Origin of the sequence: Ruegeria atlantica (assembly GCF_947495585.1) — a bacterium.
GTDB lineage: Bacteria > Pseudomonadota > Alphaproteobacteria > Rhodobacterales > Rhodobacteraceae > Ruegeria > Ruegeria atlantica_G.
On sequence record NZ_CANLZK010000005.1, the window covers coordinates 138746 to 164264 of the forward strand.

Here is a 25519-nt window from a genome sequence, read left to right on the forward strand (position 1 = left end):
TTCCGCGCAAGATCAGTTCGATGTGGAAACACCGACCCGGCCATAGCCCGAGATTTTGATGCCGTTCCCGGTTGATGTCTCTGCAGGCTCGGGGCGGGGTTTATATGTTGGGTCGCAAGCTGCCAGTACGACAAGCGAGAGGATCAGGCCGATGATTTTCATTGTTTTGACTTCTTTTTTGAATTTGGCACTCGGCCACTATGCCGTTCAAATAGGCATGGTTGTGCGAGATTGCCATCGACGATTACAACCCTAGGAAAACGCCCAGCCCACCGCGTCGCAGGCCGACCCCGACACCGCCATACGTGCCGCTGCTGCCAACACCGATATTTGCGCTCATCGTGGGTTGGATGGGTTCGCCGTCTGCTCCGCAGCCGGCCAGGACAACCCCGGCCGAAATAAGAAGCACCACACGTAGTATCTGCATCACACCAGCGCCTTCCACCGCTTGACCTGCGCACGCACCTGACCCGGCGCGGTGCCACCATAAGACTGGCGTGAGTTTACCGAATTTTCGACGGTAAGGACAGAATAGACATTGTCGGTGATGTCCGCATGGACCGATTGCATGTTTTCCAGTGTCAGATCAGGCAGGTCACAGCCCTTGCTTTCGGCCATGGCGACCAGCGATCCGGTAACGTGATGCGCGTCGCGGAACGGCAGGCCCGGCACACGGACCAGCCAATCGGCCAGATCGGTCGCGGTCGAGAAACCAGACCCTGCGGCGGCAGCAAGGCTTTCACGGTTGGCGGTCATGTCCTTGACCATGCCTTCCATCGCGGCCAGAGCCAGCATCCAATTGTCGGCGGCGTCAAAGACCTGTTCCTTGTCTTCCTGCATGTCCTTTGAATACGCCAGAGGCAGGCCCTTCATCACCATCATCAGCGCAGTATTCGCACCGTAAATCCGACCCACTTTGGCACGGATCAGTTCCGCGGCATCAGGGTTCTTTTTCTGCGGCATGATTGACGAACCGGTCGAGAACCGGTCGGACAGCGTAACAAAGCGGAACTGGGCTGAAGACCAGATCACCAGCTCTTCGGCAAAACGCGACAGGTGTACAGCGCAGATTGAGGCGGTCGACAAGAATTCCAGCGCGAAATCACGGTCGCTGACGGCGTCCAGCGAGTTGGCGGCGGGGCGGTCAAAGCCCAGCGCCTCAGCCGTCATCTGACGATCGATGGGGAAGGACGTTCCCGCCAATGCAGCGGCCCCCAGCGGGGATTCGTTCATCCGGGCGCGGGCGTCGCGAACGCGGCTCAAATCACGACCAAACATCTCGACATAAGCCATCATGTGATGGCCCCATGTGACGGGCTGCGCCACCTGCAGATGGGTAAAGCCGGGCATGACCCAATCAGCGCCAGCCTCAGCCTGCGCCAAAAGCGCGCGGATCAGGGCCAGCAGGCCGGATTCAGCCGCATCAAACTGATCGCGGACCCAAAGTTTGAAATCGGTCGCCACCTGATCATTGCGCGACCGGCCTGTATGCAAACGACCTGCGGGTTCGCCAATCACCTCTTTCAGGCGCGCCTCGACATTCATGTGGATGTCTTCCAGCGCGGTCGAGAACTGAAATTCTCCGTTCTGGATTTCTGACAAAACGGTGAGCAGCCCTTCCCGAATAGCCTGCGCATCACTATCAGTAATAACACCTGTGGCAGCCAGCATGGCGGCATGGGCACGCGAGCCTGCAATGTCCTGGGCTGCCATCCGCTGATCGAACCCGATCGAGGCGTTGATCGCCTCCATGATCGCGTCTGGACCGGCGGCAAAGCGGCCGCCCCACATCTGGTTCGAAGATTGATCGGTCATGTAAGAAAACCCGGAGTTGATATGCGCCTATTTCGTCTGATCCCCCTTTATATGGCCCTTGCGTTGGGTGCAAACGCGGCTTTGGCCACGGATGCCGAAACTCTGGCACCGCTCCGGGAGGACTCCCTGAAACGGCTGATCCTGCACAAAGAGCCAAAACCAGTCGAAGCAGTTGAATTTCAGCTTGAGGATGACGGCGGCACCGCGACGCTTGCGGATTACAAGGGCAAGTATGTTCTGCTGAACTTCTGGGCCACCTGGTGTGCGCCGTGCCGCAAGGAAATGCCCCAGATCGCAGAGCTGCAAGAAGAATTCGGCGGCGACAAGTTCGAGGTCGTGACACTGGCCACCGGGCGCAACTCGCCTGCCGGGATCAAGAAGTTTTTCGAGGAAAACGGCATCGACAACCTGCCACGTCATCAGGATCCCCAATCGGCAGTTGCACGCAAAATGGGCGTGATCGCCCTGCCAATTACTGTCATTCTGGACCCCGACGGCAACGAGATTGCTCGATTGATTGGCGATGCCGAGTGGAATTCGGACAGCGCCAAGGCCATCGTTTCAACCCTTGTCGAGGGCAACAGCTGAAGCATCAGGCCTTCCTGAACGTTTTGTGCTATGCTGAAACCGGCCCAGATGGGCCGGTTTTCGTTTGCAACCTGAAGGAAGGGGAGACGACGATGAAACCGGTAGTTCTGTTGATTGGAAAATTGCCCAACGTGATCGGTGATGTTGCGCGTCAATTGGATCACCTTCCGATCCAATGGCTTGGCGCGCATGATCAGGAAGAAGTCAAACGGCAACTGGACGAAGAGCCGCGCATCGCCTGCGCGATCATGGGTGCCGGTCTTGATGACAGGATACGCGGCGAGATGGTGGGCATCATCGCGGCGCGCAGGCCGGATATCTGTATTCACCTAAAGGATCGCGCCTCGGGGCCGGACGGATTGGTGCCGTTTGTCCAGCGAGTTGTCCAGTATGAGGTTCTGGACAGTCTGGAACATAGCTGACGCGACGCCACCTTTGACAGCCTGCCTGCCGCTTTGCACTCTGCCGCGCAGGAGGACGGAATGCCGCTTGAAATTCTATTGGTTCTGGTGGTCGGAGGCATCGCCGGGATAACCTTGTTGCTGCACCTGACAGGTAGATCGAGATTGTGCGTGCTATCGCCCGAATTGGCGTGGTCGGAATGGCTGCGCCATGCACCGGATGATTCGATCATCGATGTCACCGTTGCACATGACGGGCACGCGGCCCTGATCCGAACCGAAACAGGAAATGGTCTGCTTTGGTCTTTCGGTGCAGACACCGTGGCCCGGCATCTGCCGGACTTTGATCTGCTGGATCACCCGCAAGGGTTCGAGGTTCAATTCCACGACTTCGGAACGCCCAAGGCCATAATCCACCTTGACGAACGCGAACGCCGCCACTGGCAGCACCTGATGGAGCCCGCATGACCGACCACGTGACTTTCCCGGACGCCGTGCAGTGGGCCGTCCCCTTTTTCATAGCTGCCATTCTGGCCGAGTTTCTGTGGATCGCCGTCAAAGGGCGTGGAGGGCGCTATGAGACGCGGGATGCTGTCACATCGCTGATCATGGGGGCTGGCAACATCGCATCCGGCTTTCTGTTGGGGTTCATCGCCTATGCATTCTTCATGTGGCTGTGGCAGATTACGCCGCTAAACCTGGGCACCTCTATCCCCGTTATCCTTCTGTGCTTTGTGCTGGATGATTTCCGCTATTACTGGGTGCACCGCTTTGGTCACCGCATTCGCTGGGTCTGGGCCAGCCACGTGAACCACCACAGCTCGCAACACTACAACCTGACCACCGCCCTGCGTCAGACATGGACCTATACCTTTACCTTCATGATGGTGGTTCGCGCGCCTTTGATCCTATTGGGTTTCCATCCGGCGATGGTGTTGTTCGTCGGTGGTCTGAACCTGATCTACCAGTTCTGGATTCATACCGAAGCCATCGGCAAGATGCCCCGCTGGTTCGAGGCGGTGATGAACACGCCCAGCCACCACCGCGCCCATCACGGTCGCAACGCGCGTTATCTGGATTGCAACTATGCTGGTGTTTTCATCATCTGGGACAAGATGTTCGGAACATTTGTCCCCGAACAGGAAGATGACCGCGTCGACTATGGGCTGGTGCACAATATCGGCACCTTCAACCCGCTGCGCGTGGCCTTTCACGAATGGGTTGGAATTTGGCGCGACGCGACACAACCGGGCCTGACAATGCGTCAGCGGCTGGCTTATTGCTTTGCACCCCCCGGCTACAGCCATGATGGCAGCCGGGACAATTCCGAACAGATCAAGGCCAAGCATCTGGACCGCCACCCGGAAGATCGTGGAACGCCCGGATTCGAACAATTCGACACCAAACAGCCCAATACGCAGGCAAAACAGGCCTGATACCGCCGACCTATCCGACCTGATTCTTGAAATCCGGCCCTCGCGTCCCATATCCAATCGAAGTGTGCAGTGCGAGTAACCGGAGGCAACATGACTAGACTGACAACCCTTTCCACCGTTATGGGTCTTACCGGAGTGGTGCTCGCAATGTTGACGGCTCTGGCTGGCGGTGCGACCGGAATCGTCGCATTGGGCTTTGGCATGATGCTTTTCGGTTTCATGGGTGCACTGGTCGGTGGCTTTGCAGCGCTGGGACGTATCTGGGAAACGACACGCTGACCCAAGCCTGACCTCCATCAATTGCGTTTGTCTTAACCGCAGATTCATACCTTTCCTCTGAAATCGTCACCGGACCGGCGGCGTTAAGGGAAACGGGTTGCACATGCGGAAGAAAGTTCTGGCAGATTTGCCCGAAGGTGGGGACAGCCCCTTGAACGCGGCTGTCAAATCCCGCGATGCCTCGACGATTGAAATGGCGACCGAGGCGGTGAAGCACAAACAGTGCAAACTGGCCTTTCAACCTGTGATGCAAGCGAACAGGCAGCATGACGTCGCTTTCTATGAAGGGTTCATCAGAGTGCTGGATGAAACCGGTCGGGTCATCCCCGCGCGCGAGTTCATGCCACAACTGGAAAACACTCCAATCGGGCGCGAACTGGACTGTGTCGCGCTGGAAATGGGATTGCGGACGCTGACCAAAAACCCCGACATTCGCCTGTCCATCAACATGTCTGCCCGTTCGATCGGTTACGCGCGATGGTCACGTGTGCTGGAGCGGTTTCTGAAGAAAGACGCCAATATCGGCGAAAGGCTGATTTTGGAAATCTCAGAAAGCTCGGCTATGACGGTGCCTGAGCTGGTGATCGATTTCATGGACCGGCTGCAGCCGCGCGGCATCGCCTTTGCGCTTGACGACTTTGGGGCCAGCAATTTCAGCTTTCGAAATTTTCGCGAGTTTTTCTTTGATGCTGCCAAGATCGACGGCCAGTTCATCCACGGAATCGGCGAAAATCGGGACAATCAGGCTTTGGTACGGGCCCTGATCGCCGTGGCGCGAGAATTCGAGATTCTGGTGACCGCCGAATCAGTCGAAACACAGAAGGATGCCGAATTCCTAATTGCCAACGGTGTCGACTGCCTGCAGGGGTTCCTGTTTGGCGCCCCTACCGTTTCCGCCCCGTGGAAGGCGGAAAAGCGCAAACATACAGCCAGTTAGAGTGATTTATCCGGTCCACGCCCGACCTGAGGCAAGCTGACCGTTGCTGCAACTGCAGCGTTGCGCTATGCCATGTGGAGTTGGAGCGGGGAACATGAGGCGCTCTTACTGCCACAGAGTTGTCTCTGTGCGATCCGCGCCGTCGAATATCCCGCAGGACCTTGACGGTAAAGGATTGTCTAAATGACCAACGTAGTAATCGCATCCGCCGCGCGCACCGGAGTGGGCAGCTTTGGCGGCTCGTTTGCAAACACACCCGCGCATGATCTTGGGGCCGCCGTACTGGAGGCTGTAGTAGAACGCGCAGGTGTGGAAAAGGGCGAAGTCAGCGAAACCATACTGGGACAGGTGCTGACGGCAGCTCAGGGTCAGAACCCCGCCCGTCAGGCACATATCAACGCTGGTCTGCCGCAGGAAAGCGCAGCCTGGGGTATCAATCAGGTTTGCGGCTCGGGCCTGCGCGCCGTGGCTCTGGGTGCTCAGCACATCCAACTGGGCGACGCCGAGATCGTTGCTGCCGGTGGACAAGAGAACATGACTCTTTCGCCCCACGCCGCCGCTTTGCGTGCCGGTCAAAAGATGGGCGACATGAAATACATCGACACGATGATCCGCGATGGTCTGTGGGATGCGTTCAATGGCTATCACATGGGCCAGACCGCTGAAAACGTCGCCGAGAAATGGCAAATCAGCCGTGACATGCAGGACGAATTCGCCGTCGCGTCGCAGAACAAGGCTGAAGCCGCGCAAAAGGCTGGCAAGTTCGCCGACGAAATCACACCCTTCACCATCAAGACCCGCAAGGGCGACATCGTGATGGACGCTGACGAATACATCCGCCATGGCGCCACCATGGAAGCGATGGCAAAGCTGCGTCCGGCCTTCGCAAAGGACGGTTCGGTCACGGCCGCAAACGCATCCGGCCTGAATGACGGCGCGGCGGCGACCCTGCTAATGTCCGCCGAAAATGCTGAAAAGCGCGGAATCGAGCCACTGGGCCGTATCGCATCCTATGCAACCGCCGGTCTGGACCCGTCGATCATGGGCGTAGGCCCGATCTACGCTTCGCGCAAAGCGCTGGAAAAAGCGGGCTGGTCCGTTGACGATCTGGATCTGGTCGAGGCGAACGAAGCGTTTGCCGCACAGGCCTGCGCCGTGAATAAGGACATGGGCTGGGATCCGTCGATCGTGAACGTGAACGGCGGCGCCATTGCCATCGGTCACCCGATCGGCGCTTCGGGCTGCCGCGTTCTGAACACGCTGCTCTTCGAAATGAAACGCCGCGACGCGAAGAAAGGTCTCGCCACTCTCTGCATCGGCGGCGGCATGGGCGTCGCCCTGTGCGTGGAGCGCGACTAAGTGCTTTGACAAGCAAATAGAAAAGGGCGTCCCTTGGGCGCCCTTTTTTGTTACATTGGGGCCTTAACCCAAAGATGCGACGATATTGCCACGCGGAACTTAGAAAATCATGACGAAACAATATTGCGCACGATCACCTCTCAAAGTAACAGCATTACCAAGACGACTTTAATTGGAGGATTCCTAAATGGCACGTACAGCACTCGTTACCGGCGGCTCCCGCGGCATCGGCGCAGCAATTTCCAAGGCGCTCAAGGCCGAAGGGTACAATGTTGCAGCCACCTATGCGGGGAACGACGAAGCCGCCGCGAAGTTCACCGAAGAGACCGGCATCGCCACCTACAAGTGGAACGTCGCTGATTATGACGAATCCAAAGCCGGAATTGAAAAAGTCGAAGCCGAGGTTGGCGCGATCGACATCGTGGTTGCAAACGCGGGCATCACTCGCGACGCACCCTTCCACAAGATGACCCCCGAACAGTGGCACCAGGTAATCGACACCAACCTGACCGGCGTGTTTAACACAGTGCACCCTGTCTGGAACGGCATGCGCGAGCGTAAGTTCGGCCGCGTCATCGTCATCAGCTCGATCAATGGTCAGAAAGGCCAGTTCGCTCAGGTGAACTATGCCGCGACCAAAGCAGGCGATCTGGGCATCGTGAAATCGCTGGCGCAGGAAGGCGCGCGTGCAGGCATTACCGCCAACGCGATCTGCCCCGGCTATATCGCAACCGAGATGGTGATGGCTGTTCCTGAAAAAGTCCGCGAATCCATTATCGGCCAGATCCCAGCAGGTCGCCTGGGTGAGCCCGAAGAAATCGCGCGCTGCGTGGCGTTCCTGGCATCCGACGATTCTCAGTTCATCAATGGCTCGACCATCTCGGCCAACGGTGCGCAATTCTTCGTCTGATCTGAAGCGTAGAAAAGACAACGGGCCGGTCCATTTCGGACCGGCCCTTTTTTATCCCGTAAGAACGCGCGCGCTGCGCTCAGCGGGAACCGAATAGCCACGTAAGGGCGTGTTTGATCATCTTGCCACGTTCAGCATGGGCCCGCTGAAAGGCGCGGGCAGCTGCGGGGTTGGTCGTCATTTCGATCATGGCAGTCTTCCTTTCAGTTCAGCTGTGTTTGACTTGAACCCAATATGCGCCTTATCAAGAAAGGCGACAAACGAGCTTTCTTTGGGTTTCAGTTAAGATATTCTTGCGTATTGATGAGCGATTACCTTCCTCCGCTAACCGCCCTGCGTGCCTTCGACGCCGCAGCACGCCACATGTCCTTTGCCAAAGCCGCAGAGGAGTTACGCGTGACCCCGGCAGCCCTGTCTTTCCAGATCAAATCACTGGAGGAACATCTGGGCCGGCCCTTGTTTCACCGCTTGAACCGGGCGGTTGAGCTGACCGAGGCCGGACGCGTCCTTGCCCCCGGCGCGGCCGAAGGATTCGCCGCACTGCAGATGGCGTGGCAAGCTGCGCGCCGGCAGGGCAACGATACCTCGCTGACCGTGACAGCAGGCCCGGCGCTGACAGCCAAGTGGCTGGCACCGCGCCTGTATGAATTTGCACGGGCGCATCCCGAGATTGACCTGAAATTCTCGGCAACGTTGCGGATCATGGATCTTGAACGTGATGACGTGGATGTCGCCATTCGATTTGGCTACGGTGGGGATGAAGGATTGTATTCCCTGCCGGTTCGCAAGGAATGGCTGACCCCGGTGATGACACCAGATCTGGCCGAGCAATTCCCCACCCCCGACAGCCTGAGGGACGCACCATTGATCTTTGACGATTCGATTGCGTTCCTACAACCACCCAGCGATTGGCCGACCTGGTTTCGCGCGGTCGGAGTGGATTATGCCCCAACGCATGGGGCGCATTTTTCGAACGCAGACCACGCAATTGATGCTGCGGTTGCGGGCGTTGGCGTGGTATTGGGTCGCCGGGCTATGATCCTGAAGGACCTTACCGAGGGACGTCTTGTTGCTCCGTTCAAAACGGCTATCGAAACGCAAGGCCGGTTTCGGTTTCTGTGCTTGCCAGGTGCAGAAAACAGGCCCCAAATCGCCGCCTTCCGCGACTGGTTCATGGCCGAGATCGAAAAGACCGCGCATATCTCGGACGAATTCAACATCATCCCGGTCCAAGAGGTTCAAAGCCTATGACCAAATCGCGCGCTACAGCCATCGGGTTTGCCGCCGTCTTGCTTTGGTCGCTGCTGGCCTTGTTCACCGTCGGGTCATCCCCCACGCCGCCACTGTTGCTGAATGCAATCTGCTTTTCGATTGGTGGAACACTTGGCCTGATCTGGACTTGGCGCAGCGGTGGGTTGCGGCAATTGCGGGACGTGCCGTGGACTACCTATCTGTTCGGAACAGTCGGGTTGTTCGGCTATCACGCGCTATATTTCTCGGCCCTTCGCATGGCCCCGGCGGCCGAGGCTGGTCTGATCGCATATCTCTGGCCGTTGCTCATCGTGTTGTTTTCCGGGCTTTTGCCGGGCGAACACCTGCGCATCGGACATTTGTTCGGCGCATGTCTGGGGTTTGCAGGGGCTGCCGTGATCATCGCCGGAGGCGGCAGCACAGGGTTTCAGACCGACCACCACCTGCCCGGCTACGCCTTGGCCTTGTTATGCGCGTTGACGTGGTCTGGATACTCGGTCCTGTCGCGTCGGCTGGGCGATACGCCAACCAGCTCTGTCGCCGTTTTCTGTATTGCGACCGCCATAGCATCCGGTGTGCTGCACCTTGTTGTCGAAGATACCGTCTGGCCTGACAGTGCCTTTAGCTGGGCGTCAGTGATCGCACTGGGTCTGGGGCCGGTGGGGTTGGCGTTCTATGTCTGGGATATCGGGGTCAAGCAAGGCGACATACAACTCTTGGGGACTGCGTCATACGCGGCACCCTTGTTGTCTACGCTAGCTTTGGTTGTGGCCGGGATCGCCGCCCCGTCCTGGGGTCTGGCGATCGCGGCGCTATTGATTACTGGCGGCGCGGCCATAGCCGCGCGGGCGAGTATGAAAACCTAGGCTGACAGGCGTTCGATCTCTTCTTTTAGCCTTAGTTTTTGTTTCTTGAGTTGAGCGATATGGAGATCATCGATGCCTGGCGCGCGTTGGGCTTGTTCAACTTCAAGACCGAGGTTTTCGTGCTTTTTCTTCAGTTCGGTCAGATGTGCGCTCACGCTCATGGCGATACTCCTTCGTTGGTGTCTCAGGTTCACGTAAGAAGTTGACCACATCGTTTCCAGCCTGTCACGCCGCAGACGCACAGAATCTGTAATAAATCCGACAAATTCGGCTGGTTAATGCCTATTGATCAGAAAACCCCGGCAGCGAGGCCCCTTTGCGCAACACGTCTGAGACCTGTGGCGTATAGCTTTCCCCATCACGTTCGTGCCGATCCCCGTCGTGTAATACGACTGGCGCACGCAGCTGAAAATCGGCGCGCCCACCCTTTCTGGCCCGTAAAATTACCAATTCTGCCTTGCGACCGGCTCTGGCGGCCAGTGGCAGGATTTCAACCGATCCCAACCGCCCCTCGCATGCCATCAATATGTCGGGAAGACGGTTGGCTTTCTGGATCATATGCAAGTGCCCGCGAGGCGCGAGGCGCTTGGCCGCGCAGTCAATCCATGTCTCCAAAGGCGTTTGCTCGCCCAACGCAATACTACGCCCCGTGTCATCTGCCGGGCTATGCGCGCCAGCACGGTAATAAGGCGGGTTTGCGAGTACATGATCGAATTGCCGCTGTTTGAGCGTAGCTGGCAATGCACTGATATCGGCCTCGACTACCTCCAGCGGCGCGTCATTTTCCGCGGCGTTTCGGCGTGCCAATTCTGCATAGCTTGCCTGTAACTCGACCCCAACGGCCTGCAGACCCGGCACGCGGGCCAGCAGGCACAGGATCGCGGCACCCGCGCCACAGCCCAGTTCCAACACGGTGTGACCACGTGTCGCCGGGACGACCGCTGCCAGCAAAACCGGGTCAACCCCCGCGCGATATCCTGCGCGCGGCTGCAACAAATGCACTCGCCCGCCCAGAAAATCATTTTGGGTCAATTCACTATCGGAAAAAAGGTTCATCTGCCCAGCGGGATTTCGTTGTCACGCATTACCCGTTCTGCACGGGTCAGGTCATCGGTTCGCACCATCAGGCGGCGCGGAAAGATTCCTATGCCTCCTTCGAGGATGCTCATATTTACGTCCATCTGAAAGCAGTCTATATCCTCGCCCTCAAGAAGGGCGGAAGCAAAGGCCAGAATCGTCGGATCGGTGCTGCGCAAAAGTTCTTTCATGGGGATGGATGTAAGGGCAAGGCAAGGCGGAAGTCGAGCCTTGTATCAGGAGAGTGATGAACATCGACACGATCTCGAAACCGCATGAGCGACTGGCCGAGATTCTGGACGGCGAAATGGATGCCGTAAACCAGTTGATCCGTACGCGCATGGCGTCGGAACACGCACCGCGCATCCCGGAAGTGACTGCGCATCTGGTTGAAGCAGGCGGCAAGCGTCTGCGCCCAATGCTGACGCTGGCGGCGGCCCGGATGTTTGACTATCCGGGTGATCATCACGTGCGCCTGGCCGCAACGGTTGAATTCATCCACACCGCAACCCTGTTGCACGACGATGTCGTTGATGAAAGCGCCCAGCGGCGTGGCCGCCCCACGGCGAACTTGTTGTGGGACAATAAATCCAGCGTTCTGGTCGGCGACTACCTGTTTTCCCGCAGTTTCCAGCTGATGGTTGAGACCGGGTCGCTGCGGGTGCTGGACATTCTGGCCAATGCCTCGGCCACCATTGCCGAGGGCGAAGTGTTGCAGATGACCGCTGCCACCGATCTGGGCACTACCGAGGCAATCTATTTGCAGGTCGTTCGCGGCAAGACCGCCGCGCTGTTTTCCGCCGCAACCGAGGTGGGCGGCGTGATTGCTGACGCGGCTGAGGATCAGGTTAAAGCGCTATACGAATACGGCGATGCGCTGGGGATTGCGTTCCAAATTGCCGATGACCTGCTGGATTATCAGGGGGACAGCAAGGCGACCGGAAAGAATGTCGGCGACGACTTCCGCGAGCGCAAACTGACCTTGCCCGTCATCAAGGCCATCGCACAGGCCAACCCTGAAGAGCACGCCTTTTGGGAGCGTACAATTGGCCGCGGTCGCCAACAAGACGGTGATCTGGACCATGCGCTGAGCCTGATGAACAAATACGGCACGCTGGACGCAACACGGTCGGACGCGTTTGGCTGGGCCACCAAAGCCAAGACCGCGCTGGACGCGCTGCCGGATCACGAGATCCGGTCGTTGCTGCGCGATCTGGCCGATTACGTGGTTTCGCGCCTCAATTAAGCTGAGTGGCGCGGCACCACCAATCAGGGTGCGCCGCGCCAATCTCGTAGGCTGCGAAGTGGGCGGCTTTCATGGTTGGGTAGAGCGCAAAACAGGTCGAACCCGAACCTGACATCCGAGCCAGCAGAACATCTTTCGTATCCGACAGATCATCCAGCACCCGGGCAACCTCGGGTGCGATACTCTTTGTCGGTGGCTCCAAGTCATTGCGTTGTTCCCGCAGCCAATCTGCGCATGCCTCAGACGTCTCAAAGATCGGGATATCATCAGGCATTGGCGGGTTGTCGCGGCTCTGCAAAGCAGAGAAAACGGCGCCGGTTGGGACTTCGACACCGGGATTGACCAAAAGCGCTGGCAATTGCGGAAGAGAGAGTGGTTGCAAACGTTCGCCGATGCCCTGCATCCGGGTGGCCTTGGCCACCATGCAAACCGGTACATCTGCACCAAGGGTCAGGGCAATTTCGCTGGGGAACTCCACACCCTGATCTGCAATCATACGCAGCGTCGCCGCGGCGTCGGACGATCCGCCGCCAATGCCGCCACCGTGGGGCAACGCTTTGTTCAGGTTGATATGCCCGGTCCATCCAGCGGCGACGGCAGCTTTCCAGACCAGATTTTTGTCGTCCGCCGGAACGCCCTTGGCGTGTTCACCGGCGATTGACATCGACAGCTCCGGCCCCGGCGTGAATTCCAGCGTGTCACCGACATCCGCAAATACCACGAGAGAGTCCAGCAGATGATACCCATCATCGCGTCGGCCGGTCACATGCAGTGTCAGGTTGATCTTGGCGGGCGCGAAACCCTCAATTGCCATTGGCGACTTTCAATGGATCGGCGCCTTCTTCGGCCAAGACTGCGTCCAGACCCACGTCAATCTTGCGACGAATGCGCTCGGGGTCGGCCTCGCCATCCGTGTCATCGGGGTCAACAAAGGACAAAGCACGCTTCCACTGGAATTCAGCTTCACGCGCGCGGCCCACGGCCCAATATACATCGCCAAGGTGGTCATTTACTACGGGATCAACCGGCATCAGCTCGACCGCGCGCTCCATATGCGCGACGGCTTCGTCATAGCGGCCCAGTCGGAACAAAACCCACCCAAGACTGTCGACAATATAGCCGCTGTCGGGGCGCGCCGCGACAGCGCGTTCGATCATGTTCAGTGCTTCGTCCAGCTTTTCCTGCCGTTCGACAAGCGAGTAGCCCAAATAGTTCAGAACCTGTGGCTGATCAGGGTTCAGTTCCAGCGCGCGACGGAAATCAGCCTCGGCCGCTTCCCAGTGCTTGAGACGCTCATGCGAGATACCGCGGGCATAGTAAAGAAACCAGTTGCCGCTGACACCCTGCTCAGTCAGTTCGATAGCAGTGTCATAGGTCCCAACCGCATCGACATAGTTTTCTTGCCGTCTTTGCAGATCAGCCAAGGCCACATGCACACTGGGCAGGCTGGGGCTTTGCGCCGCGAGGCTCTGCAGAACTTCGGCCGCTGCATCCGTTTTTCCCGAACGGCTCAGAACCTCGGCCCGACCCAACTCGGCCGCGTGGTAATCGCTGCTGGTGGACGGCACCATGCGATAGGCTTCGACGGCCAGGTCATATTGTTCCAGTGCATCCAGCAACTCGGCGCTTAGTAGGATCGCGTCCACGTGGTCCGGGCGCAGGAACGCAGCAATCCGGGCATAGAGAAGCACATAGTCCTGTGACGCCTCACTGCTGAGCGCGGCACCGACAGAAAAGAACACTTCAGCCATACCGTCCTGCGCCGACTGTATGTGCGTAAACGGCAAGGTTTCACCCGCCTTCAAACGCGCCACATAACCTTCAATGGATGGGTCGCTGCCCGCCGCAAAAACGTCTTCCAGATATTGCAGGGCGTCTTCGTTGCGGTCCAGCTGCGACAATACTTCGGTCCGGGCCAAGGCTGCACGGCGCGAGAACCGCGACACCGCTCCGTTGTTTGCCGCAAAAATCTCTTCGGCCCCTTCGAAGTCACCGATCGACGCCAGCGCCAACGCCTCGTGGTAAAGCGCGAATTCCAGAAGCCCCTCCTGGGTGCCGACTTCCTCGAACTTTTCCATCGCTTTGGTCATGGCACCTTGCGCCACATAGACCCAACCCAGAACCAAACCATCCACCAATGGCCCAACGCCTTGAGTTTCAGGATCACGTGCAAGCAGCTCATCCAGCTTTCCGTCGTCGATCAGGTTGGCCATGATGACCATCTTTGCCGCCTGACTTGGCAGTTCGAGCGCCTCAATTGACTGCGCAACCGGCAGCGCGCGCTCAATCTCACCCAATGCAAGACGCGCTACGACGACGTTTTCCAGAAGTTTGCCATTTTCGGGGTCGGCGCGCAGGGCCTGCGCATAATATTTCTCGGCAGAAATATAGTCGCTTTGATAAATCGCCTGACGACCGGCCAGATACGACCCAGAGCCAGAATCCGACAGCGCCGGGAATGCAAATGACGAGATTAACAGCGCGGCAAATGCCGCGCGACGAACGAGGGAAGCCACCAAAATCCTGCCTTGCTATCGTTGACTGGACAACAAGCTAGGGCTTTGACCGGAAAGAGGCAATGGCAGAGCCTTCACGACCCCGCCATTGCCCATGTTTTCGCTTACATGTTGGGGTAATTCGGTCCATCCCCGCCCTGCGGCGTGGTCCAGGTGATGTTCTGGCTGGGGTCCTTGATGTCGCAGGTTTTGCAATGGACGCAGTTCTGGAAGTTGATGACGAATCGCGCGCCATCTTCATCCTCGACCATCTCGTACACGCCTGCCGGGCAATAGCGCTGCGCCGGTTCATCGTACTTAGGCATGTTTACTTTGACCGGGATTTCCGGATCGGCCAGCTTCAGGTGGCAAGGCTGGCTTTCCTCATGGTTGGTCATCGCAAAGGACACGTTGGTCAGACGATCAAAGGACAGTTTGCCATCGGGCTTTGGATAATCGATGGGCTTGTGCTTGCTGGCCTCTTCCGTCGATTCAGCATCGTTCTTGCCGTGACCCAGCGTGCCCAGCAGCGAAAAGCCCAGCGTGTTGGTCCACATGTCCATGCCGCCCAGCATCAGGCTGGCGGTCAGGCCGTATTTCGACCACAGCGGCTTGACGTTGCGCACCTTCTTCAGGTCTGCGCCGATTGCACCTTCGCGCACGTCGGTTTCATAGGCTGTCAGTTCATCACCCGAACGCTCGGCCTTGATGGCGTCAAACGCCGCTTCAGCCGCCGCTTTGCCCGACAACATCGCGTTGTGGTTGCCCTTAATGCGCGGCACGTTGACCATGCCTGCGGAACAGCCCAACAGAGCCACGCCCGGCGCAACCAGCTTGGGCATAGACTGATAACCACCCTCGGTGATCGCACGGGCACCGTAAGCAACGCGCTTGCCGCCTTTCAGCAGCTCGGCCACCATCGGGTGATGCTTGAAGCGCTGAAATTCCATGTACGGATACAGATGCGGGTTCTTGTAGTTCAGGTGAACCACGAAACCGACATAGACCTGATTGTTTTCAAGATGATAGATGAACGACCCGCCGCCCGCGTTGCTGCCCAGCGGCCAACCCATGGTGTGCGTGACCGAGCCTTCCTTGTGCTTGGCCGGGTCGATCTCCCAGATCTCTTTCATGCCCACGCCGTATTTCTGCACCTCTTTGCCAGCAGAGAGGTCATACTTGGCGATGACTTCCTTGGACAGCGAACCGCGCACACCTTCCGACAGGAAGACGTACTTGCCATGCAGTTCCATACCCGGCTCGGTCTGCGGCCCGTATGATCCATCAGGCTCTAGGCCGAAGACACCGGCGACGACGCCTTTGACTTCGCCATTGTCGCCATAAACCAGTTCCGAACACGCCATGCCGGGGAAGATTTCCACGCCCAGCTCTTCCGCCTGTTCAGCCATCCAGCGGCAGACATTGCCCATCGAAACAATGTAGTTGCCGTGGTTGTTCATCAGCGGCGGCATTGGGAAGTTGGGAATGCGAATCTTGCCCGCCTCGCCCAGCATGTAGAAGTTGTCTTCATGCACCGGCACGTTCAGCGGCGCGCCTTTTTCTTTCCAGTCCGGGATCAGTGCGTCCAGCCCGCAAGGGTCCAGAACCGCGCCCGACAGGATATGCGCGCCCACTTCCGAGCCCTTTTCCAGAACCACGACGTTCAGGTCGGCATCCAGCTGTTTCAGACGGATGGCCGCCGACAGGCCCGCGGGGCCTGCGCCCACGATCACCACGTCGTATTCCATCGCTTCGCGTTCAATCTCGGCCATCGCGGGCTCCCTAGCTAACTTTCCGAATTGGCGCTTTCACTGCATGCTCTGCGCAATTTTGTTTCACGGCTGATTACATGGTCGCAAACACCTTGGTCAATCAAAACACGGCGTAACTTTGCTGCAATGCGGCAGTTATGCCTCGGGTGAGTCCCCCATCAGGTACCTGGGACCGCTACCATTAGATTTTGCGCAGTCATCCGGATTGTAGAGGGCGCATTTCGGCAGGCTTAGACATCCGCAGCCGATGCAGCCATCCAAATTGTCGCGCAAGCGCGTCAGGGTATCGATTCGCTGGTCCAGATGGGCCCTTAGCCCCTTGCTGATGTCCTGCCAATCCTGCGGTGTTGGCGTGCGGTTTCCAGGCAGGCCAGACAGGACCTCGCGGATCTCGGGCAAGGTCAGGCCGAACTGCTGCGCAATCATCACAAAACTCAGGCGTCTGATATCTGCGCGCTGATACCGCCGCTGCCCGCCCGCATTGCGCCAGGGCGATATCAGACCTTGCGCCTCATAATACCGGATCGCCGAAACGGCCAAGCCTGTGCGTCGGGCCAATGCGCCAATTGCCAACCCTTCCGAAGCCGCCATCACATCCTCCTGAAAAATCCCTTGATCTAAAGTTAGGTTTAGGAATTATGGTGAGTCGGGACAAGCCTCAAAACACGAAGGAGATCCCATGATGGCGACACTTGAACACACCAATTTCACCGTTCGCGACCCGCAGGCCTCGGCTGCGTGGATGCACAAGGTGTTCGGTTGGAAAACACGCTGGGAAGGCCCGGCAATTGCAGGCGGTTACACGGTTCACGTGGGCTCCAAGCACACCTATCTGGCGCTTTACGCGCCCAGCGATCCACAACCGTCCGGGGAAAGCAGCTATGACATCGTCGGCGGGCTGAACCATGTGGGTGTTCTGGTCGAAGACATCGACGCGATCGAGAAAAAGGTGATCGACGCCGGTTTCACGCCCAAGTCCCATGCTGATTACGAACCGGGTCGGCGGTTCTATTTCAATGACGACAATGACATCGAATTCGAAGTGATTAGCTACGATTAAGGCGTTCTGGGAAACACCCGATAGATTCTTCATCGCCAATGCCCCGAGAGACACGAGCGTGGCAGGGTATTGGCGATTCAGACTTTTCCCGAACACCATAGGCCGTAATCCGCGCGTTGTGCGACCGAGCCCCCTTGCAATTCACGCCTCATTTGGGTCAGTTAATTGACGACCCATCAAATCGCCCCGACGCGTGTCTCATGCGGCGGGGCGAACCAATTTATGCGTGGACGACAAGAACATGGAAAAAATTCCAATGACGCCTGCGGGTAATGCCGCGCTTGGGGCGGAGCTCAAAAACCTCAAGTCCGTCGAGCGCCCGGCGATCATCGAAGCTATTGCCACAGCGCGCGAGCTGGGCGACCTGAAGGAAAACGCCGAGTATCATTCGGCCCGCGAAAAGCAGGGCTTCATCGAAGGGCGCATCAAAGAGCTGGAAGGCATTCTGTCGCTGGCTGATGTGATCGACCCCGCCAAGCTGAACGGCGCGATCAAATTTGGCGCCAAGGTCACCCTGGTGGATGAAGACACCGACGAAGAAAAGACTTGGCAGATTGTTGGCGAATACGAAGCCAACATTGAAAAAGGCCTTCTGAATATCAAGTCCCCCATCGCGCGGGCATTGATCGGCAAGGAAGAAGGCGACAGTGTCGAAGTACGCACCCCCGGCGGTGTGCGGTCCTATGAAGTTCTAAGTATCGAGTATGCCTGACCGGAGCCTTGACCATGTCAGAGCCCAATCCCGAACAAGATCCCGAACGGCCAACCCCTTTGGGTATATATGATAAGCCTTCGCATCCTTCGGTGACCGAGATCGAGATCGTTGCCGTCGCGCTTAGCGTGGTTTGGCTGATCGTGTCGATTGTGTTTCTGGTGCTTCCCGACAAGGTCGATGGCGGCGGATTCGTTGTGACCCTGCTGGCTGTTTTCATGCCGGTGGCGATGATTTGGGTCGCCGCTATGGCGATGCGTGCCAGCCGCGTCATGCGCGAGGAAAGCGCCCGGCTGCAGACCGCGATAGATGCGATCCGTCAGGCTTACGTGATTCAGCAACAGCGCGCCGCCAGCTTGCAAGAACCCGGTGTCAGCAAAAAGCTGGACGAAATCGCCGAGACCGCCAAAAAGGCGGAAACCGCGCTGGCGACGTTTTCGTCGAAACGGACCGAGCCGGTTCGCGGCGAAGCATCTGCTGCCACGGGCGACCAGACGTCTTTGGAACTGGGCACCCCGGCCGAAGATATCGCGCCGCCGTTGACGACCGATACCTTCATTCGAGCGCTGAATTTCCCGGAAACGCAGGATGATGCTGAAGGGTTCGACGCCCTTAGGCTGGCGCTACGGGATCGCAAGACCGCCCAGCTGGTGCAGGCTTCGCAGGACGTGCTTACACTGCTGAGCCAGGAAGGCATCTATATGGATGACCTGCGCCCGGATATGGCCCGCCCCGAAATTTGGCGACAGTTTGCACAGGGCGCGCGCGGCCGCGCGGTTGCCGCGTTGGGCGGGATCAGGGACCGGTCTTCGCTGGCACTGACGGCAGCGCGGATGAAGCAGGACCCGATTTTCCGGGACGCCGTGCATCATTTCCTACGCCGTTTTGATCACATGATCGTTGAATTTGAACCGGTTGCCAGCGACGCGGACCTGACTGCATTGGGCGACACACGAACCGCCCGCGCTTTCATGCTGCTTGGGCGCGTCGCGGGTACATTTGACTGATCACAACCCAAAGCTGCCATAAGGAATGAACCGCACCAGATCACCCGGCCTGATGTGACATGCGCCATCCTGAATCTCGACCAGCCCTTCGGCCCAGCTAAGGCCGCTGATACGACCCGAGCCTTCCGATGCAAAAACTTCGACCCGACCGTCTCGGACACGGGCCCGCAAGTACTCGCGCCGCCCCGGTTTTTTGCGCTTCTCGAAATTGGCGGGCAGGTCGAACCCCTGCGGCTGAGACCAGCCCTCGCCCGCCATCAGACCCAGCGCAGGGCGGGCAAAGATCAACGTACAGACTTTGGCAGCGACGGGATTACCCGGCAGGCCAAATACGGGCGTTTCGTTCCACATACCCAGCGCCAAAGGGCGTCCGGGCTTTAGCGCAATGCGCCACTCTTGCATCGCACCGGCCTCTCGCAACAGGGCCGAGACGTGATCTTCATCCCCGGCAGACGCGCCGCCGCTGGTCAGAATGACATCGGCCTGTTCTGACGCCTTGTCCAGCCTGTCACGCAGATCTTCCCGGTCGTCAGACACGCGCCCCATATCCATCGGCTCAAAGCCCAGTCGCGCGATCATCGACAACAGCATCGGACGGTTGGCGTCAAATATTTGGCCGGGCCCGGCAGAGTTTCCAGGCTCGACCAGTTCATCTCCGGTCGAGAGGACCGCAACGCGCAGCGTCTTGCGTACCGCGACCTCAGCAACCCCTGTGGCCGACAGAAGGGCCATGTCAGCGGGGGTTAGCCTGCGCCCGGCAGGCAGAACCAAATCGCCCTCAGCCACGTCTTCGCCAGCTTTGCGGGTATTGGCGCCCTGTTTCAGCGGGCCGTGAAAGGCGATGTGACCATCCTGAACGGTCACGTCTTCTTCCAGTATGACAGTATCCACACCGGTAGGCAGCGCTGCGCCGGTCAACACGCGCAGTGCCTTGCCGTGTGGCACCGCGCCATCAAACGGAATACCAGCCGCAGCGCGCCCATCCTGCAGCGGCATCACTTGGGGACCATCGGGGGCAGCCCCGGAAAACCCATAACCATCCACGGCCGTGTTCGGTTGCGGCGGGTTTGAACGTTTCGCAAAAACGTCTTCTGCCAGTATCCGCCCCACAGCCTGCCCGATCAGAGCGGTTTCGACCGAAGTCACCACCGTCAACCGAGATCGCAACAAGGCCAGCGCGTCGTCCACAGGTGTCCAGTTGACCCCGGCAGGCAAGGCAAAACAATCATTTCGCAGGGGCGGAGGCGTGATGTTCGGCGGTGTCATAATCCGACCTCTTTCAAGATGAAATCCGCGACTTCGGCGGTGTCGTCCAGATCAAACACCGGAACCTGTACCTGCAGGGGCGTGTCGCTGGCGACAGCGCGGATCGTACTGTTTTCCCGGGCCATCAACGCATTGCCGGCCTCGGCACGAAACGCTTCGACCTTGGGGTGGCTTTCTCGTTTGAACCCTTCGATCAGTACGAGATCGACCGGAAGCAGCCGAGCCAGAAGATCAGCCAAAGGCGGCTCAGGTGCCCCGCGCAGTTCTTGCATCACGGCAATACGCTTGCCGGATGCCAATAGCACCTCCGACGCACCGGCTTCTCGATGGCGGAAGCTGTCGGTTCCGGTCTGGTCGACATCGACCGCGTGATGAGCATGTTTGACCGTCGAAACTGAAAAGCCGCGCCCGGTAATCTCGGCCACTAACCGCTCCACTAGGCCGGTCTTGCCTGCGTTTTTCCAGCCGGTGACGCCGTAGACCCTCATGCCTGCTCCAGCAGCTTTTGCGCCCGCGCCAAATCGTCGGGCGTGTTGACGTTGAAGAAGGGATCGAAAGGTTCCGCAGGAAACAAAGCTTCACGACCGTCATGTTTGTCGGTCCACAGCACAACCTTGCGCAGCCCGTCATTCAAGGCATCCCGCAGATCATCGCGCAGCGCGACAGGCCAGAGCCCAAATGTCGGATGCCTGTTGACCCGCTTGCCGCCGCCGGACTTTAGAGCTTCATCCCCGGTGCGCGGCGTGGTGGCCAGCACCAGAGGATGTGTTTGCCCTTGGGCAGCGTCAGTCAGCCGCGCCACAAGATCGCGTGGAAAAAACGGCGTATCAGCAGCGGCTGTGACTATGCTGTCGGCGCCTTGCTTAGCAGCCCAGTCGAGCCCCGCCAGCACACCCGCCAAAGGCCCGGCGAAACCTTCGATGGTATCGGGCAGAACCGGCAGGTTCAGATCGGCGAACCGCTCGGGGTCGCCATTGGCGTTCAGCGCCAGACCGTCGACCTGCGGGCCAAACCGGTCAATGACATGAGACAGCAGGCTTTGGCCCCCGATCTGCAACAGACCCTTGTCGCCGCCGCCCATACGGGTAGCGAGGCCGCCTGCGAGGATTACGCCCAAAGGGGTGTTCATTTCTGCACCTTGTTGCTTGCGTCCAAGTGATCAATAGATCGCAACTTTGTAGAGCGAACTCAATTCAATTGGAACGCGGTAGGATGCAGATGATGCAGGACAAACAGCCACAGGATCAAAGTGCCGACCGCCAGGAATGAGGTCGCCGACACGATGTGAGCGGCGAGCTGCGGTTCCTGATCATAATGTTTGGCCAGCAAAAAGATGCTCTTCGCCGTGGGCGCTGCTGCAGAAACCGTCGCCGCAATGATCCAAAGCGGATCCAGCCCAATCAAATGCCCAGCAAGCAGCACCACCCCCGGAACAACGAGAAGTTTTACTACCGTCAAGAACAGGATCATCGGTCCAGTCTGAACAATTGTGCGAACACTTGTGGTAAACCCGATCGTAAACAGCGCAACAGCTGCAAGCGCCTGGCTCATAAGCTCTAAATAATCCGAGACGGCGTCAGAAAACCCAATACCTGTGAAAGAGTAAAGAACGCCCAACAACGTTGCCGCGATTATCGGGTTTTTCAAAACATTAAGAAGGATCTTGTAAATTGGTGTCTTGGCGCTTGCCTTGTGCCCGGCCGAGGTTTCTAGAATGGTGGTCATGATCAACAGCAGAATGGCGACCACCAGATTTGCCAATACGGCCGGCAGCGCCCCCTTCGACCCAAAAATCGAATGGAGGATGGGCAACGCAACCAATGCTGTATTCGAGGCGACGCCAGCAAAGGCCAAAACGGTTGCCGATCCGACCAGAAAATTCGTCAGCGTTTTCAAGCCGATGAACAAAATGACAAAAAGGGCCAGAATCGTACCACCGTAAGACACGTAGAAACCGTAGTTCAGAAGGTTCTCAAACTCCTCCTGACCAATCAGGTAAAACATGATGGCGGGGATCAGGACGTAAACCGCAAACTGCACCAGAGCATCTGACGTGCCTTCGCTCAGAAGTTTCGTCCACGAAAACACGTATCCTGTCAGGATCACCGCGAAGACCGGTGCAATTAGGCTGATTAACTCCATAGCGTCCTCTGGTGGCTGACACCCAATGTTCCACGTCGATATGACCCACCTTAGGGTATATCCTTCGGAATTCGCAGAGTTTTTTCAGAGTAGCAGCACGTGCTACGAAATTCAGGGAAGCGAACTTTTCCTTTTGTGCTTCTTATCTTCTACCGCAACGGTAGACGGGTCTACATCGCGCACCAGACGGTCTTCGCCCGACAAACACACAAAACGTTGTCCTCGCATGCGGCCGATCAAGGTCAACCCGACCTCGCGCGCGATCTCGACACCCCAGGCGGTGAAGCCAGAGCGGGATGCCAGCACCGGAATGCCCATCATCGCTGTCTTGATCACCATTTCCGAAGTCAGACGGCCGGTGGTGTAGAGGATCTTGTCTTCTGCGGTTTCCCCCTCGGACAGCATCCAGCCCGCGATCTTATCGACCGCGTTGTGGCGACCTACGTCCTCCATGTAGACCAGCGGGCGATTTTCGCGGCACAGAACCGTGCCATGGATCGCACCGGCCTCAAGATACAGCGACGGGGTACGGTTGATCTTGGCGGAAAGATCATACAGCCATGAGGTGCGCACCTGAACCTGAGGCAGGCGCACGTCCTCGAGCCCCTCCATCATATCACCGAACACCGTGCCGACCGCACAGCCGCTGGTGCGGGTCTTTTTCTTTAGCTTGTCCTCGTATGAGGTCTCACGTGCGGTACGAACGATCACGGTTTCCAGATCATCATCGTAGTCAACGCGCGTGATCTCATCATCAACCAGCAGCATCCCCTGATTGCGCAGGAACCCCAGCGCCAGATATTCGGGATAGTCCCCGATGGTCATTGCGGTCACGATCTCTTGCGAATTCAGGAAAATCGTCAGCGGGCGTTCTTCGACCACCGAGATCTGGCTGACCTCTCCATTCTGATCCACGCCTTCAACAGCGCGAGTCAGGCGGGGCGCACCGGGATCTGGGGCGATGATGTAGTCTGACTGGTTCTGTTCCGTGGCCAATTGCAACCCTTTCCCAAGACCGCTACTGCTGCGGGGATCACCATAGGATTTAGCCATGGCAGACACCACATCCAAGTCATACTTCTGGAAGGGTTTTCGCGACGGGACCCCGTTCATTTTTGTGGCGATCCCGTTTGGCACCCTGTTCGGCGTGTTCGCGACCGAGGCGGGGTTGAATATCGTACAAACCATGGCGTTCACGTCCACTGTCTTTGCGGGTGCTGCGCAGTTTGCCGCGCTGCAATTGCTGCAGGATCAGACGCCGACGGCCATTATTCTTGTCTCTGCCCTGGCGGTGAACCTGCGGATGGCGATGTATTCAGCGTCACTGACGCCCTATCTGGGGGCTGCGCCGATGTGGCAGCGGGCCTGTGCCGCCTACCTGACTGTCGATCAGTCTTATGCCTGTTCGATTGTGCAGTTTGAAAAAGAACCCAGGATGACAGTGCCCCAGCGCATGGCTTATTTCGTGGGCTCGGTCACACCCATCACGCCGCTATGGATATTGGCGACCTACCTGGGCGCGGTTCTTGGCACACGCATTCCCGAAAGCTGGGCGCTGGACTTTGCCTTGCCGATTACATTTCTGGCAATGATCGGGCCAATGATGCGCACCCTGCCCCATGTGGTGGCTGCGCTGGTCGCCATTGTCGTTTCTTTGATGACCGCTGGCATCCCATACAATCTGGGCCTGCTGATTGCCGGATGTGCCGGCATGATGGCCGGTGCTCAGGCCGAATTGTTCGCCGAACGCAGAAAGGCCACATCATGACCCCTGTTGATCCGGTCACGATCTGGTCCATCATCATTGGACTAGCCATTGGCAGTTATAGTTTGCGGTTTGTCTTTATCGGCCTCGTCGGGGATCGCCCGATGCCTCCCTGGCTGTTGCGCCACTTGCGCTATACCGCTGTCGCCATCCTGCCCGCCCTGATTGCGCCGCTGGTTGTTTGGCCAACCGCAACCGAAGGGCAGCCCGACATTCCACGGATGGCGGCCGCCGCGGTTGCGCTAAGCGTTGGAGTGATCACAAAGAATGTGCTGGCAGCGATCTTCATCGGTGCCGCAACCCTGTACGGGTTGCTGTACTTATTGGGTTGAGACCGTTTCCAGTTGGTTCAGTGCTGCATTGTTGGCGGCCAGACCTTTTTGCAGGTCGGCATCGTCGTTCTCACGATACTCCGTTGTCACAACACCCGGAATCTGACCGAACTGATCTGACAGCTTGACCGGAAAAAAGGTCACGTCGATCTGTTCGAACCCCGGAACCTGCTTCAGCAGCGACGCGGTGGAATTCGCACAATAGGCGCCAGCGACCGGACCGGATTGTTTGGCCAGCTGCAATGCAATCTCAGCCTGTTGCGGGCTTACCTGAATCGTCTGGATACGCGCATAATGTGTCTCGCGCGCGTGCGAGCTGCGATAGGCGCGCTCGGCATTCGGGGTGATGCCGTACAGCACGTCGTCCTTGATCGGAACCACATCTGCGCGGAAAGACCCCGCAGGATCAAAGATCACCCGCTCGCTGCCGCTGATCATCAACGAAGTATGGGCACCAGACCCGGTGCGCGTGCTGATCATCGTATACAGCGTCAGGGTCGAAGGCCCCGGATCACGATAGGATCGGGCAACGACCTCGGCCCGGTCGGCTTGCGGACGCTGCGATCCTGCGCAGCCAGCAACAGTTGCTGCCAGCAGGCAGGCGATCAAAATCCGGATCAAGGTCAACCCCGTTTTGGATTATGCGGCGAAGACCGCCAGGAACAGGCAAAGGAGGGCGATGGCAACCACACACCATGTGGTGGCTTTGACAAACCCATCAAAGGTTTTGGTTTGAACAGTGATATCCATTTCGCCGTGCTTGTGTTCAGCCATGAGTCTCAGAATCCTAATTCGCGTGTTTG

Annotated in this window: 33 protein-coding genes; 16 read left to right on the forward strand and 17 right to left on the reverse strand. The window is 58.2% G+C overall.

What is annotated here, in order from left to right; genetic code table 11:
- Positions 1–12: 12 nt before the first annotated feature.
- From QMP16_RS11480 to argH, 3 genes are all read right to left on the reverse strand, one after another.
- Positions 13–162, reverse strand: a complete 150-nt coding sequence (locus tag QMP16_RS11480; protein WP_186437433.1) for a hypothetical protein — start codon at positions 160–162, stop codon at positions 13–15.
- Positions 163–244: 82 nt separating this feature from the next.
- The gene (locus QMP16_RS11485; protein ID WP_282120098.1) at positions 245–427 is read right to left on the reverse strand and encodes an argininosuccinate lyase; all 183 of its coding nucleotides are present in this window, start codon (positions 425–427) and stop codon (positions 245–247) included.
- Positions 427–1815 carry an argininosuccinate lyase gene (gene argH, locus QMP16_RS11490; RefSeq protein WP_282120097.1) on the reverse strand — a complete coding sequence of 463 codons (1389 nt, stop codon included), beginning with the start codon at positions 1813–1815 and terminating at the stop codon, positions 427–429. Before argH ends, QMP16_RS11485 begins: the two co-directional genes overlap by 1 nt.
- A gap of 21 nt (positions 1816–1836) precedes the next feature.
- Here argH and QMP16_RS11495 point away from each other — a divergent pair, with 21 nt between their 5' ends.
- The 10 genes from QMP16_RS11495 to yddG all read left to right on the forward strand — a co-directional run bounded on the left by QMP16_RS11495 (position 1837) and on the right by yddG (position 9842).
- Complete coding sequence (locus QMP16_RS11495; protein ID WP_058273552.1) at positions 1837–2403, forward strand: TlpA disulfide reductase family protein; 567 nt, start codon at positions 1837–1839, stop codon at positions 2401–2403.
- A 92-nt stretch (positions 2404–2495) separates the two neighbouring features.
- On the forward strand, positions 2496–2825 hold the full coding sequence (locus QMP16_RS11500) for a hypothetical protein (protein WP_058278908.1): 330 nt from the start codon (positions 2496–2498) through the stop codon (positions 2823–2825).
- Positions 2826–2885: 60 nt separating this feature from the next.
- Entirely contained in the window at positions 2886–3272 is a 387-nt protein-coding gene (locus QMP16_RS11505) for a hypothetical protein (RefSeq protein WP_282152488.1), read from the forward strand.
- A complete protein-coding gene (locus QMP16_RS11510) occupies positions 3269–4240 on the forward strand; it encodes a sterol desaturase family protein (RefSeq protein WP_282152489.1) in 972 nt (323 codons plus the stop codon). Before QMP16_RS11505 ends, QMP16_RS11510 begins: the two co-directional genes overlap by 4 nt.
- Positions 4241–4330: 90 nt before the next feature.
- A complete protein-coding gene (locus tag QMP16_RS11515) occupies positions 4331–4519 on the forward strand; it encodes a hypothetical protein (RefSeq protein WP_282152490.1) in 189 nt (62 codons plus the stop codon).
- Between the two features lie 103 nt (positions 4520–4622).
- Complete coding sequence (locus QMP16_RS11520) at positions 4623–5456, forward strand: EAL domain-containing protein (RefSeq protein ID WP_282152491.1); 834 nt, start codon at positions 4623–4625, stop codon at positions 5454–5456.
- 183 nt (positions 5457–5639) lie between these two features.
- A complete protein-coding gene (locus QMP16_RS11525; protein WP_109312924.1) occupies positions 5640–6815 on the forward strand; it encodes an acetyl-CoA C-acetyltransferase in 1176 nt (391 codons plus the stop codon).
- A 187-nt stretch (positions 6816–7002) separates the two neighbouring features.
- Positions 7003–7725 (forward strand): acetoacetyl-CoA reductase, encoded by a 723-nt coding sequence (gene phbB, locus QMP16_RS11530; protein ID WP_109312925.1) that lies wholly within the window; start codon positions 7003–7005, stop codon positions 7723–7725.
- Between the two features lie 303 nt (positions 7726–8028).
- Positions 8029–8976, forward strand: coding sequence for a transcriptional regulator GcvA (locus QMP16_RS11535; protein ID WP_282152492.1), 948 nt, complete (start codon positions 8029–8031; stop codon positions 8974–8976).
- On the forward strand, positions 8973–9842 hold the full coding sequence (gene yddG, locus QMP16_RS11540) for an aromatic amino acid exporter YddG (RefSeq protein WP_282152493.1): 870 nt from the start codon (positions 8973–8975) through the stop codon (positions 9840–9842). The genes QMP16_RS11535 and yddG overlap by 4 nt, the downstream gene beginning before the upstream one ends.
- On the opposite strand, the gene QMP16_RS11545 is transcribed toward yddG, so the two are convergent.
- The 3 genes from QMP16_RS11545 to QMP16_RS11555 form a co-directional block, all read right to left on the reverse strand.
- Positions 9839–10003: a YdcH family protein gene (locus QMP16_RS11545; RefSeq protein ID WP_282152494.1), complete on the reverse strand. Its 165-nt coding sequence runs from the start codon at positions 10001–10003 to the stop codon at positions 9839–9841. The genes yddG and QMP16_RS11545 overlap by 4 nt on opposite strands.
- 121 nt (positions 10004–10124) lie before the next feature.
- A complete protein-coding gene (locus tag QMP16_RS11550; protein WP_282152495.1) occupies positions 10125–10898 on the reverse strand; it encodes a tRNA1(Val) (adenine(37)-N6)-methyltransferase in 774 nt (257 codons plus the stop codon).
- Complete coding sequence (locus tag QMP16_RS11555) at positions 10895–11110, reverse strand: DUF2007 domain-containing protein (RefSeq protein WP_120632374.1); 216 nt, start codon at positions 11108–11110, stop codon at positions 10895–10897. The genes QMP16_RS11550 and QMP16_RS11555 overlap by 4 nt, the downstream gene beginning before the upstream one ends.
- 56 nt (positions 11111–11166) lie before the next feature.
- Here QMP16_RS11555 and QMP16_RS11560 point away from each other — a divergent pair, with 56 nt between their 5' ends.
- Positions 11167–12165: a polyprenyl synthetase family protein gene (locus QMP16_RS11560; RefSeq protein ID WP_282152496.1), complete on the forward strand. Its 999-nt coding sequence runs from the start codon at positions 11167–11169 to the stop codon at positions 12163–12165.
- Here the strand turns inward: QMP16_RS11560 and QMP16_RS11565 are convergent.
- The 4 genes from QMP16_RS11565 to soxR all read right to left on the reverse strand — a co-directional run bounded on the left by QMP16_RS11565 (position 12158) and on the right by soxR (position 17023).
- Positions 12158–12979, reverse strand: coding sequence for a 4-(cytidine 5'-diphospho)-2-C-methyl-D-erythritol kinase (locus QMP16_RS11565; protein WP_282152497.1), 822 nt, complete (start codon positions 12977–12979; stop codon positions 12158–12160). The genes QMP16_RS11560 and QMP16_RS11565 overlap by 8 nt on opposite strands.
- Positions 12969–14681, reverse strand: coding sequence for a tetratricopeptide repeat protein (locus tag QMP16_RS11570; RefSeq protein WP_282152498.1), 1713 nt, complete (start codon positions 14679–14681; stop codon positions 12969–12971). The genes QMP16_RS11565 and QMP16_RS11570 overlap by 11 nt, the downstream gene beginning before the upstream one ends.
- A 104-nt stretch (positions 14682–14785) precedes the next feature.
- Positions 14786–16432 carry an electron transfer flavoprotein-ubiquinone oxidoreductase gene (locus QMP16_RS11575; RefSeq protein WP_282152499.1) on the reverse strand — a complete coding sequence of 549 codons (1647 nt, stop codon included), beginning with the start codon at positions 16430–16432 and terminating at the stop codon, positions 14786–14788.
- 135 nt (positions 16433–16567) lie between these two features.
- Complete coding sequence (soxR, locus tag QMP16_RS11580; protein ID WP_282152500.1) at positions 16568–17023, reverse strand: redox-sensitive transcriptional activator SoxR; 456 nt, start codon at positions 17021–17023, stop codon at positions 16568–16570.
- 88 nt (positions 17024–17111) lie between these two features.
- Here soxR and QMP16_RS11585 point away from each other — a divergent pair, with 88 nt between their 5' ends.
- The 3 genes from QMP16_RS11585 (at position 17112) to QMP16_RS11595 (ending at position 19211) form a co-directional block, all read left to right on the forward strand.
- Positions 17112–17492, forward strand: coding sequence for a VOC family protein (locus QMP16_RS11585; protein WP_282152501.1), 381 nt, complete (start codon positions 17112–17114; stop codon positions 17490–17492).
- 241 nt (positions 17493–17733) lie between these two features.
- Positions 17734–18204 (forward strand): transcription elongation factor GreA, encoded by a 471-nt coding sequence (gene greA / locus QMP16_RS11590; RefSeq protein WP_109313008.1) that lies wholly within the window; start codon positions 17734–17736, stop codon positions 18202–18204.
- A gap of 14 nt (positions 18205–18218) precedes the next feature.
- On the forward strand, positions 18219–19211 hold the full coding sequence (locus QMP16_RS11595; RefSeq protein ID WP_282120087.1) for a hypothetical protein: 993 nt from the start codon (positions 18219–18221) through the stop codon (positions 19209–19211).
- On the opposite strand, the gene QMP16_RS11600 is transcribed toward QMP16_RS11595, so the two are convergent.
- From QMP16_RS11600 to QMP16_RS11620, 5 genes are all read right to left on the reverse strand, one after another.
- Positions 19212–20477, reverse strand: a complete 1266-nt coding sequence (locus QMP16_RS11600; RefSeq protein ID WP_282152502.1) for a molybdenum cofactor synthesis domain-containing protein — start codon at positions 20475–20477, stop codon at positions 19212–19214.
- Positions 20474–20965 carry a molybdopterin-guanine dinucleotide biosynthesis protein B gene (mobB, locus tag QMP16_RS11605; RefSeq protein ID WP_282152503.1) on the reverse strand — a complete coding sequence of 164 codons (492 nt, stop codon included), beginning with the start codon at positions 20963–20965 and terminating at the stop codon, positions 20474–20476. The genes QMP16_RS11600 and mobB overlap by 4 nt, the downstream gene beginning before the upstream one ends.
- Complete coding sequence (mobA, locus tag QMP16_RS11610) at positions 20962–21606, reverse strand: molybdenum cofactor guanylyltransferase MobA (protein WP_282152504.1); 645 nt, start codon at positions 21604–21606, stop codon at positions 20962–20964. Before mobA ends, mobB begins: the two co-directional genes overlap by 4 nt.
- 59 nt (positions 21607–21665) lie before the next feature.
- Complete coding sequence (locus tag QMP16_RS11615; RefSeq protein WP_282152505.1) at positions 21666–22619, reverse strand: AEC family transporter; 954 nt, start codon at positions 22617–22619, stop codon at positions 21666–21668.
- A 111-nt stretch (positions 22620–22730) separates the two neighbouring features.
- Positions 22731–23672: a formate dehydrogenase accessory sulfurtransferase FdhD gene (locus QMP16_RS11620; RefSeq protein ID WP_432653402.1), complete on the reverse strand. Its 942-nt coding sequence runs from the start codon at positions 23670–23672 to the stop codon at positions 22731–22733.
- On the opposite strand from QMP16_RS11620, the gene QMP16_RS11625 reads away from it, so the two are divergent.
- Positions 23671–24387 (forward strand): AzlC family ABC transporter permease, encoded by a 717-nt coding sequence (locus QMP16_RS11625; protein WP_282152506.1) that lies wholly within the window; start codon positions 23671–23673, stop codon positions 24385–24387. The genes QMP16_RS11620 and QMP16_RS11625 overlap by 2 nt on opposite strands.
- A complete protein-coding gene (locus QMP16_RS11630) occupies positions 24384–24716 on the forward strand; it encodes an AzlD domain-containing protein (protein ID WP_282152507.1) in 333 nt (110 codons plus the stop codon). The genes QMP16_RS11625 and QMP16_RS11630 overlap by 4 nt, the downstream gene beginning before the upstream one ends.
- Here the strand turns inward: QMP16_RS11630 and QMP16_RS11635 are convergent.
- Both QMP16_RS11635 and QMP16_RS11640 read right to left on the reverse strand, forming a co-directional pair.
- On the reverse strand, positions 24705–25337 hold the full coding sequence (locus QMP16_RS11635; RefSeq protein ID WP_282152508.1) for a hypothetical protein: 633 nt from the start codon (positions 25335–25337) through the stop codon (positions 24705–24707). The genes QMP16_RS11630 and QMP16_RS11635 overlap by 12 nt on opposite strands.
- Before the next feature lie 18 nt (positions 25338–25355).
- Entirely contained in the window at positions 25356–25490 is a 135-nt protein-coding gene (locus QMP16_RS11640) for an aa3-type cytochrome c oxidase subunit IV (RefSeq protein WP_058273578.1), read from the reverse strand.
- Positions 25491–25519 lie beyond the last annotated feature (29 nt).

Coding starts and splice junctions, on each gene's coding strand:
- QMP16_RS11595 (WP_282120087.1), top strand. CDS start 18,219: ATGTCAGAGCCCAATCCCGAACAAGATCCCGAACGGCCAACCCCTTTG.
- QMP16_RS11565 (WP_282152497.1), bottom strand. CDS start 12,979: ATGGCAATTGAGGGTTTCGCGCCCGCCAAGATCAACCTGACACTGCAT.
- QMP16_RS11515 (WP_282152490.1), top strand. CDS start 4,331: ATGACTAGACTGACAACCCTTTCCACCGTTATGGGTCTTACCGGAGTG.
- QMP16_RS11495 (WP_058273552.1), top strand. CDS start 1,837: ATGCGCCTATTTCGTCTGATCCCCCTTTATATGGCCCTTGCGTTGGGT.
- QMP16_RS11625 (WP_282152506.1), top strand. CDS start 23,671: ATGGCAGACACCACATCCAAGTCATACTTCTGGAAGGGTTTTCGCGAC.
- QMP16_RS11485 (WP_282120098.1), bottom strand. CDS start 427: ATGCAGATACTACGTGTGGTGCTTCTTATTTCGGCCGGGGTTGTCCTG.
- QMP16_RS11575 (WP_282152499.1), bottom strand. CDS start 16,432: ATGGCCGAGATTGAACGCGAAGCGATGGAATACGACGTGGTGATCGTG.
- QMP16_RS11505 (WP_282152488.1), top strand. CDS start 2,886: ATGCCGCTTGAAATTCTATTGGTTCTGGTGGTCGGAGGCATCGCCGGG.
- phbB (WP_109312925.1), top strand. CDS start 7,003: ATGGCACGTACAGCACTCGTTACCGGCGGCTCCCGCGGCATCGGCGCA.
- QMP16_RS11550 (WP_282152495.1), bottom strand. CDS start 10,898: ATGAACCTTTTTTCCGATAGTGAATTGACCCAAAATGATTTTCTGGGC.
- argH (WP_282120097.1), bottom strand. CDS start 1,815: ATGACCGATCAATCTTCGAACCAGATGTGGGGCGGCCGCTTTGCCGCC.
- QMP16_RS11545 (WP_282152494.1), bottom strand. CDS start 10,003: ATGAGCGTGAGCGCACATCTGACCGAACTGAAGAAAAAGCACGAAAAC.
- QMP16_RS11520 (WP_282152491.1), top strand. CDS start 4,623: ATGCGGAAGAAAGTTCTGGCAGATTTGCCCGAAGGTGGGGACAGCCCC.
- QMP16_RS11560 (WP_282152496.1), top strand. CDS start 11,167: ATGAACATCGACACGATCTCGAAACCGCATGAGCGACTGGCCGAGATT.
- QMP16_RS11620 (WP_432653402.1), bottom strand. CDS start 23,672: ATGGCTAAATCCTATGGTGATCCCCGCAGCAGTAGCGGTCTTGGGAAA.
- yddG (WP_282152493.1), top strand. CDS start 8,973: ATGACCAAATCGCGCGCTACAGCCATCGGGTTTGCCGCCGTCTTGCTT.
- QMP16_RS11630 (WP_282152507.1), top strand. CDS start 24,384: ATGACCCCTGTTGATCCGGTCACGATCTGGTCCATCATCATTGGACTA.
- soxR (WP_282152500.1), bottom strand. CDS start 17,023: ATGGCGGCTTCGGAAGGGTTGGCAATTGGCGCATTGGCCCGACGCACA.
- greA (WP_109313008.1), top strand. CDS start 17,734: ATGGAAAAAATTCCAATGACGCCTGCGGGTAATGCCGCGCTTGGGGCG.
- QMP16_RS11615 (WP_282152505.1), bottom strand. CDS start 22,619: ATGGAGTTAATCAGCCTAATTGCACCGGTCTTCGCGGTGATCCTGACA.
- QMP16_RS11555 (WP_120632374.1), bottom strand. CDS start 11,110: ATGAAAGAACTTTTGCGCAGCACCGATCCGACGATTCTGGCCTTTGCT.
- QMP16_RS11525 (WP_109312924.1), top strand. CDS start 5,640: ATGACCAACGTAGTAATCGCATCCGCCGCGCGCACCGGAGTGGGCAGC.
- mobB (WP_282152503.1), bottom strand. CDS start 20,965: ATGAGGGTCTACGGCGTCACCGGCTGGAAAAACGCAGGCAAGACCGGC.
- mobA (WP_282152504.1), bottom strand. CDS start 21,606: ATGAACACCCCTTTGGGCGTAATCCTCGCAGGCGGCCTCGCTACCCGT.
- QMP16_RS11640 (WP_058273578.1), bottom strand. CDS start 25,490: ATGGCTGAACACAAGCACGGCGAAATGGATATCACTGTTCAAACCAAA.
- QMP16_RS11585 (WP_282152501.1), top strand. CDS start 17,112: ATGATGGCGACACTTGAACACACCAATTTCACCGTTCGCGACCCGCAG.
- QMP16_RS11480 (WP_186437433.1), bottom strand. CDS start 162: ATGAAAATCATCGGCCTGATCCTCTCGCTTGTCGTACTGGCAGCTTGC.
- QMP16_RS11500 (WP_058278908.1), top strand. CDS start 2,496: ATGAAACCGGTAGTTCTGTTGATTGGAAAATTGCCCAACGTGATCGGT.
- QMP16_RS11510 (WP_282152489.1), top strand. CDS start 3,269: ATGACCGACCACGTGACTTTCCCGGACGCCGTGCAGTGGGCCGTCCCC.
- QMP16_RS11535 (WP_282152492.1), top strand. CDS start 8,029: ATGAGCGATTACCTTCCTCCGCTAACCGCCCTGCGTGCCTTCGACGCC.
- QMP16_RS11600 (WP_282152502.1), bottom strand. CDS start 20,477: ATGACACCGCCGAACATCACGCCTCCGCCCCTGCGAAATGATTGTTTT.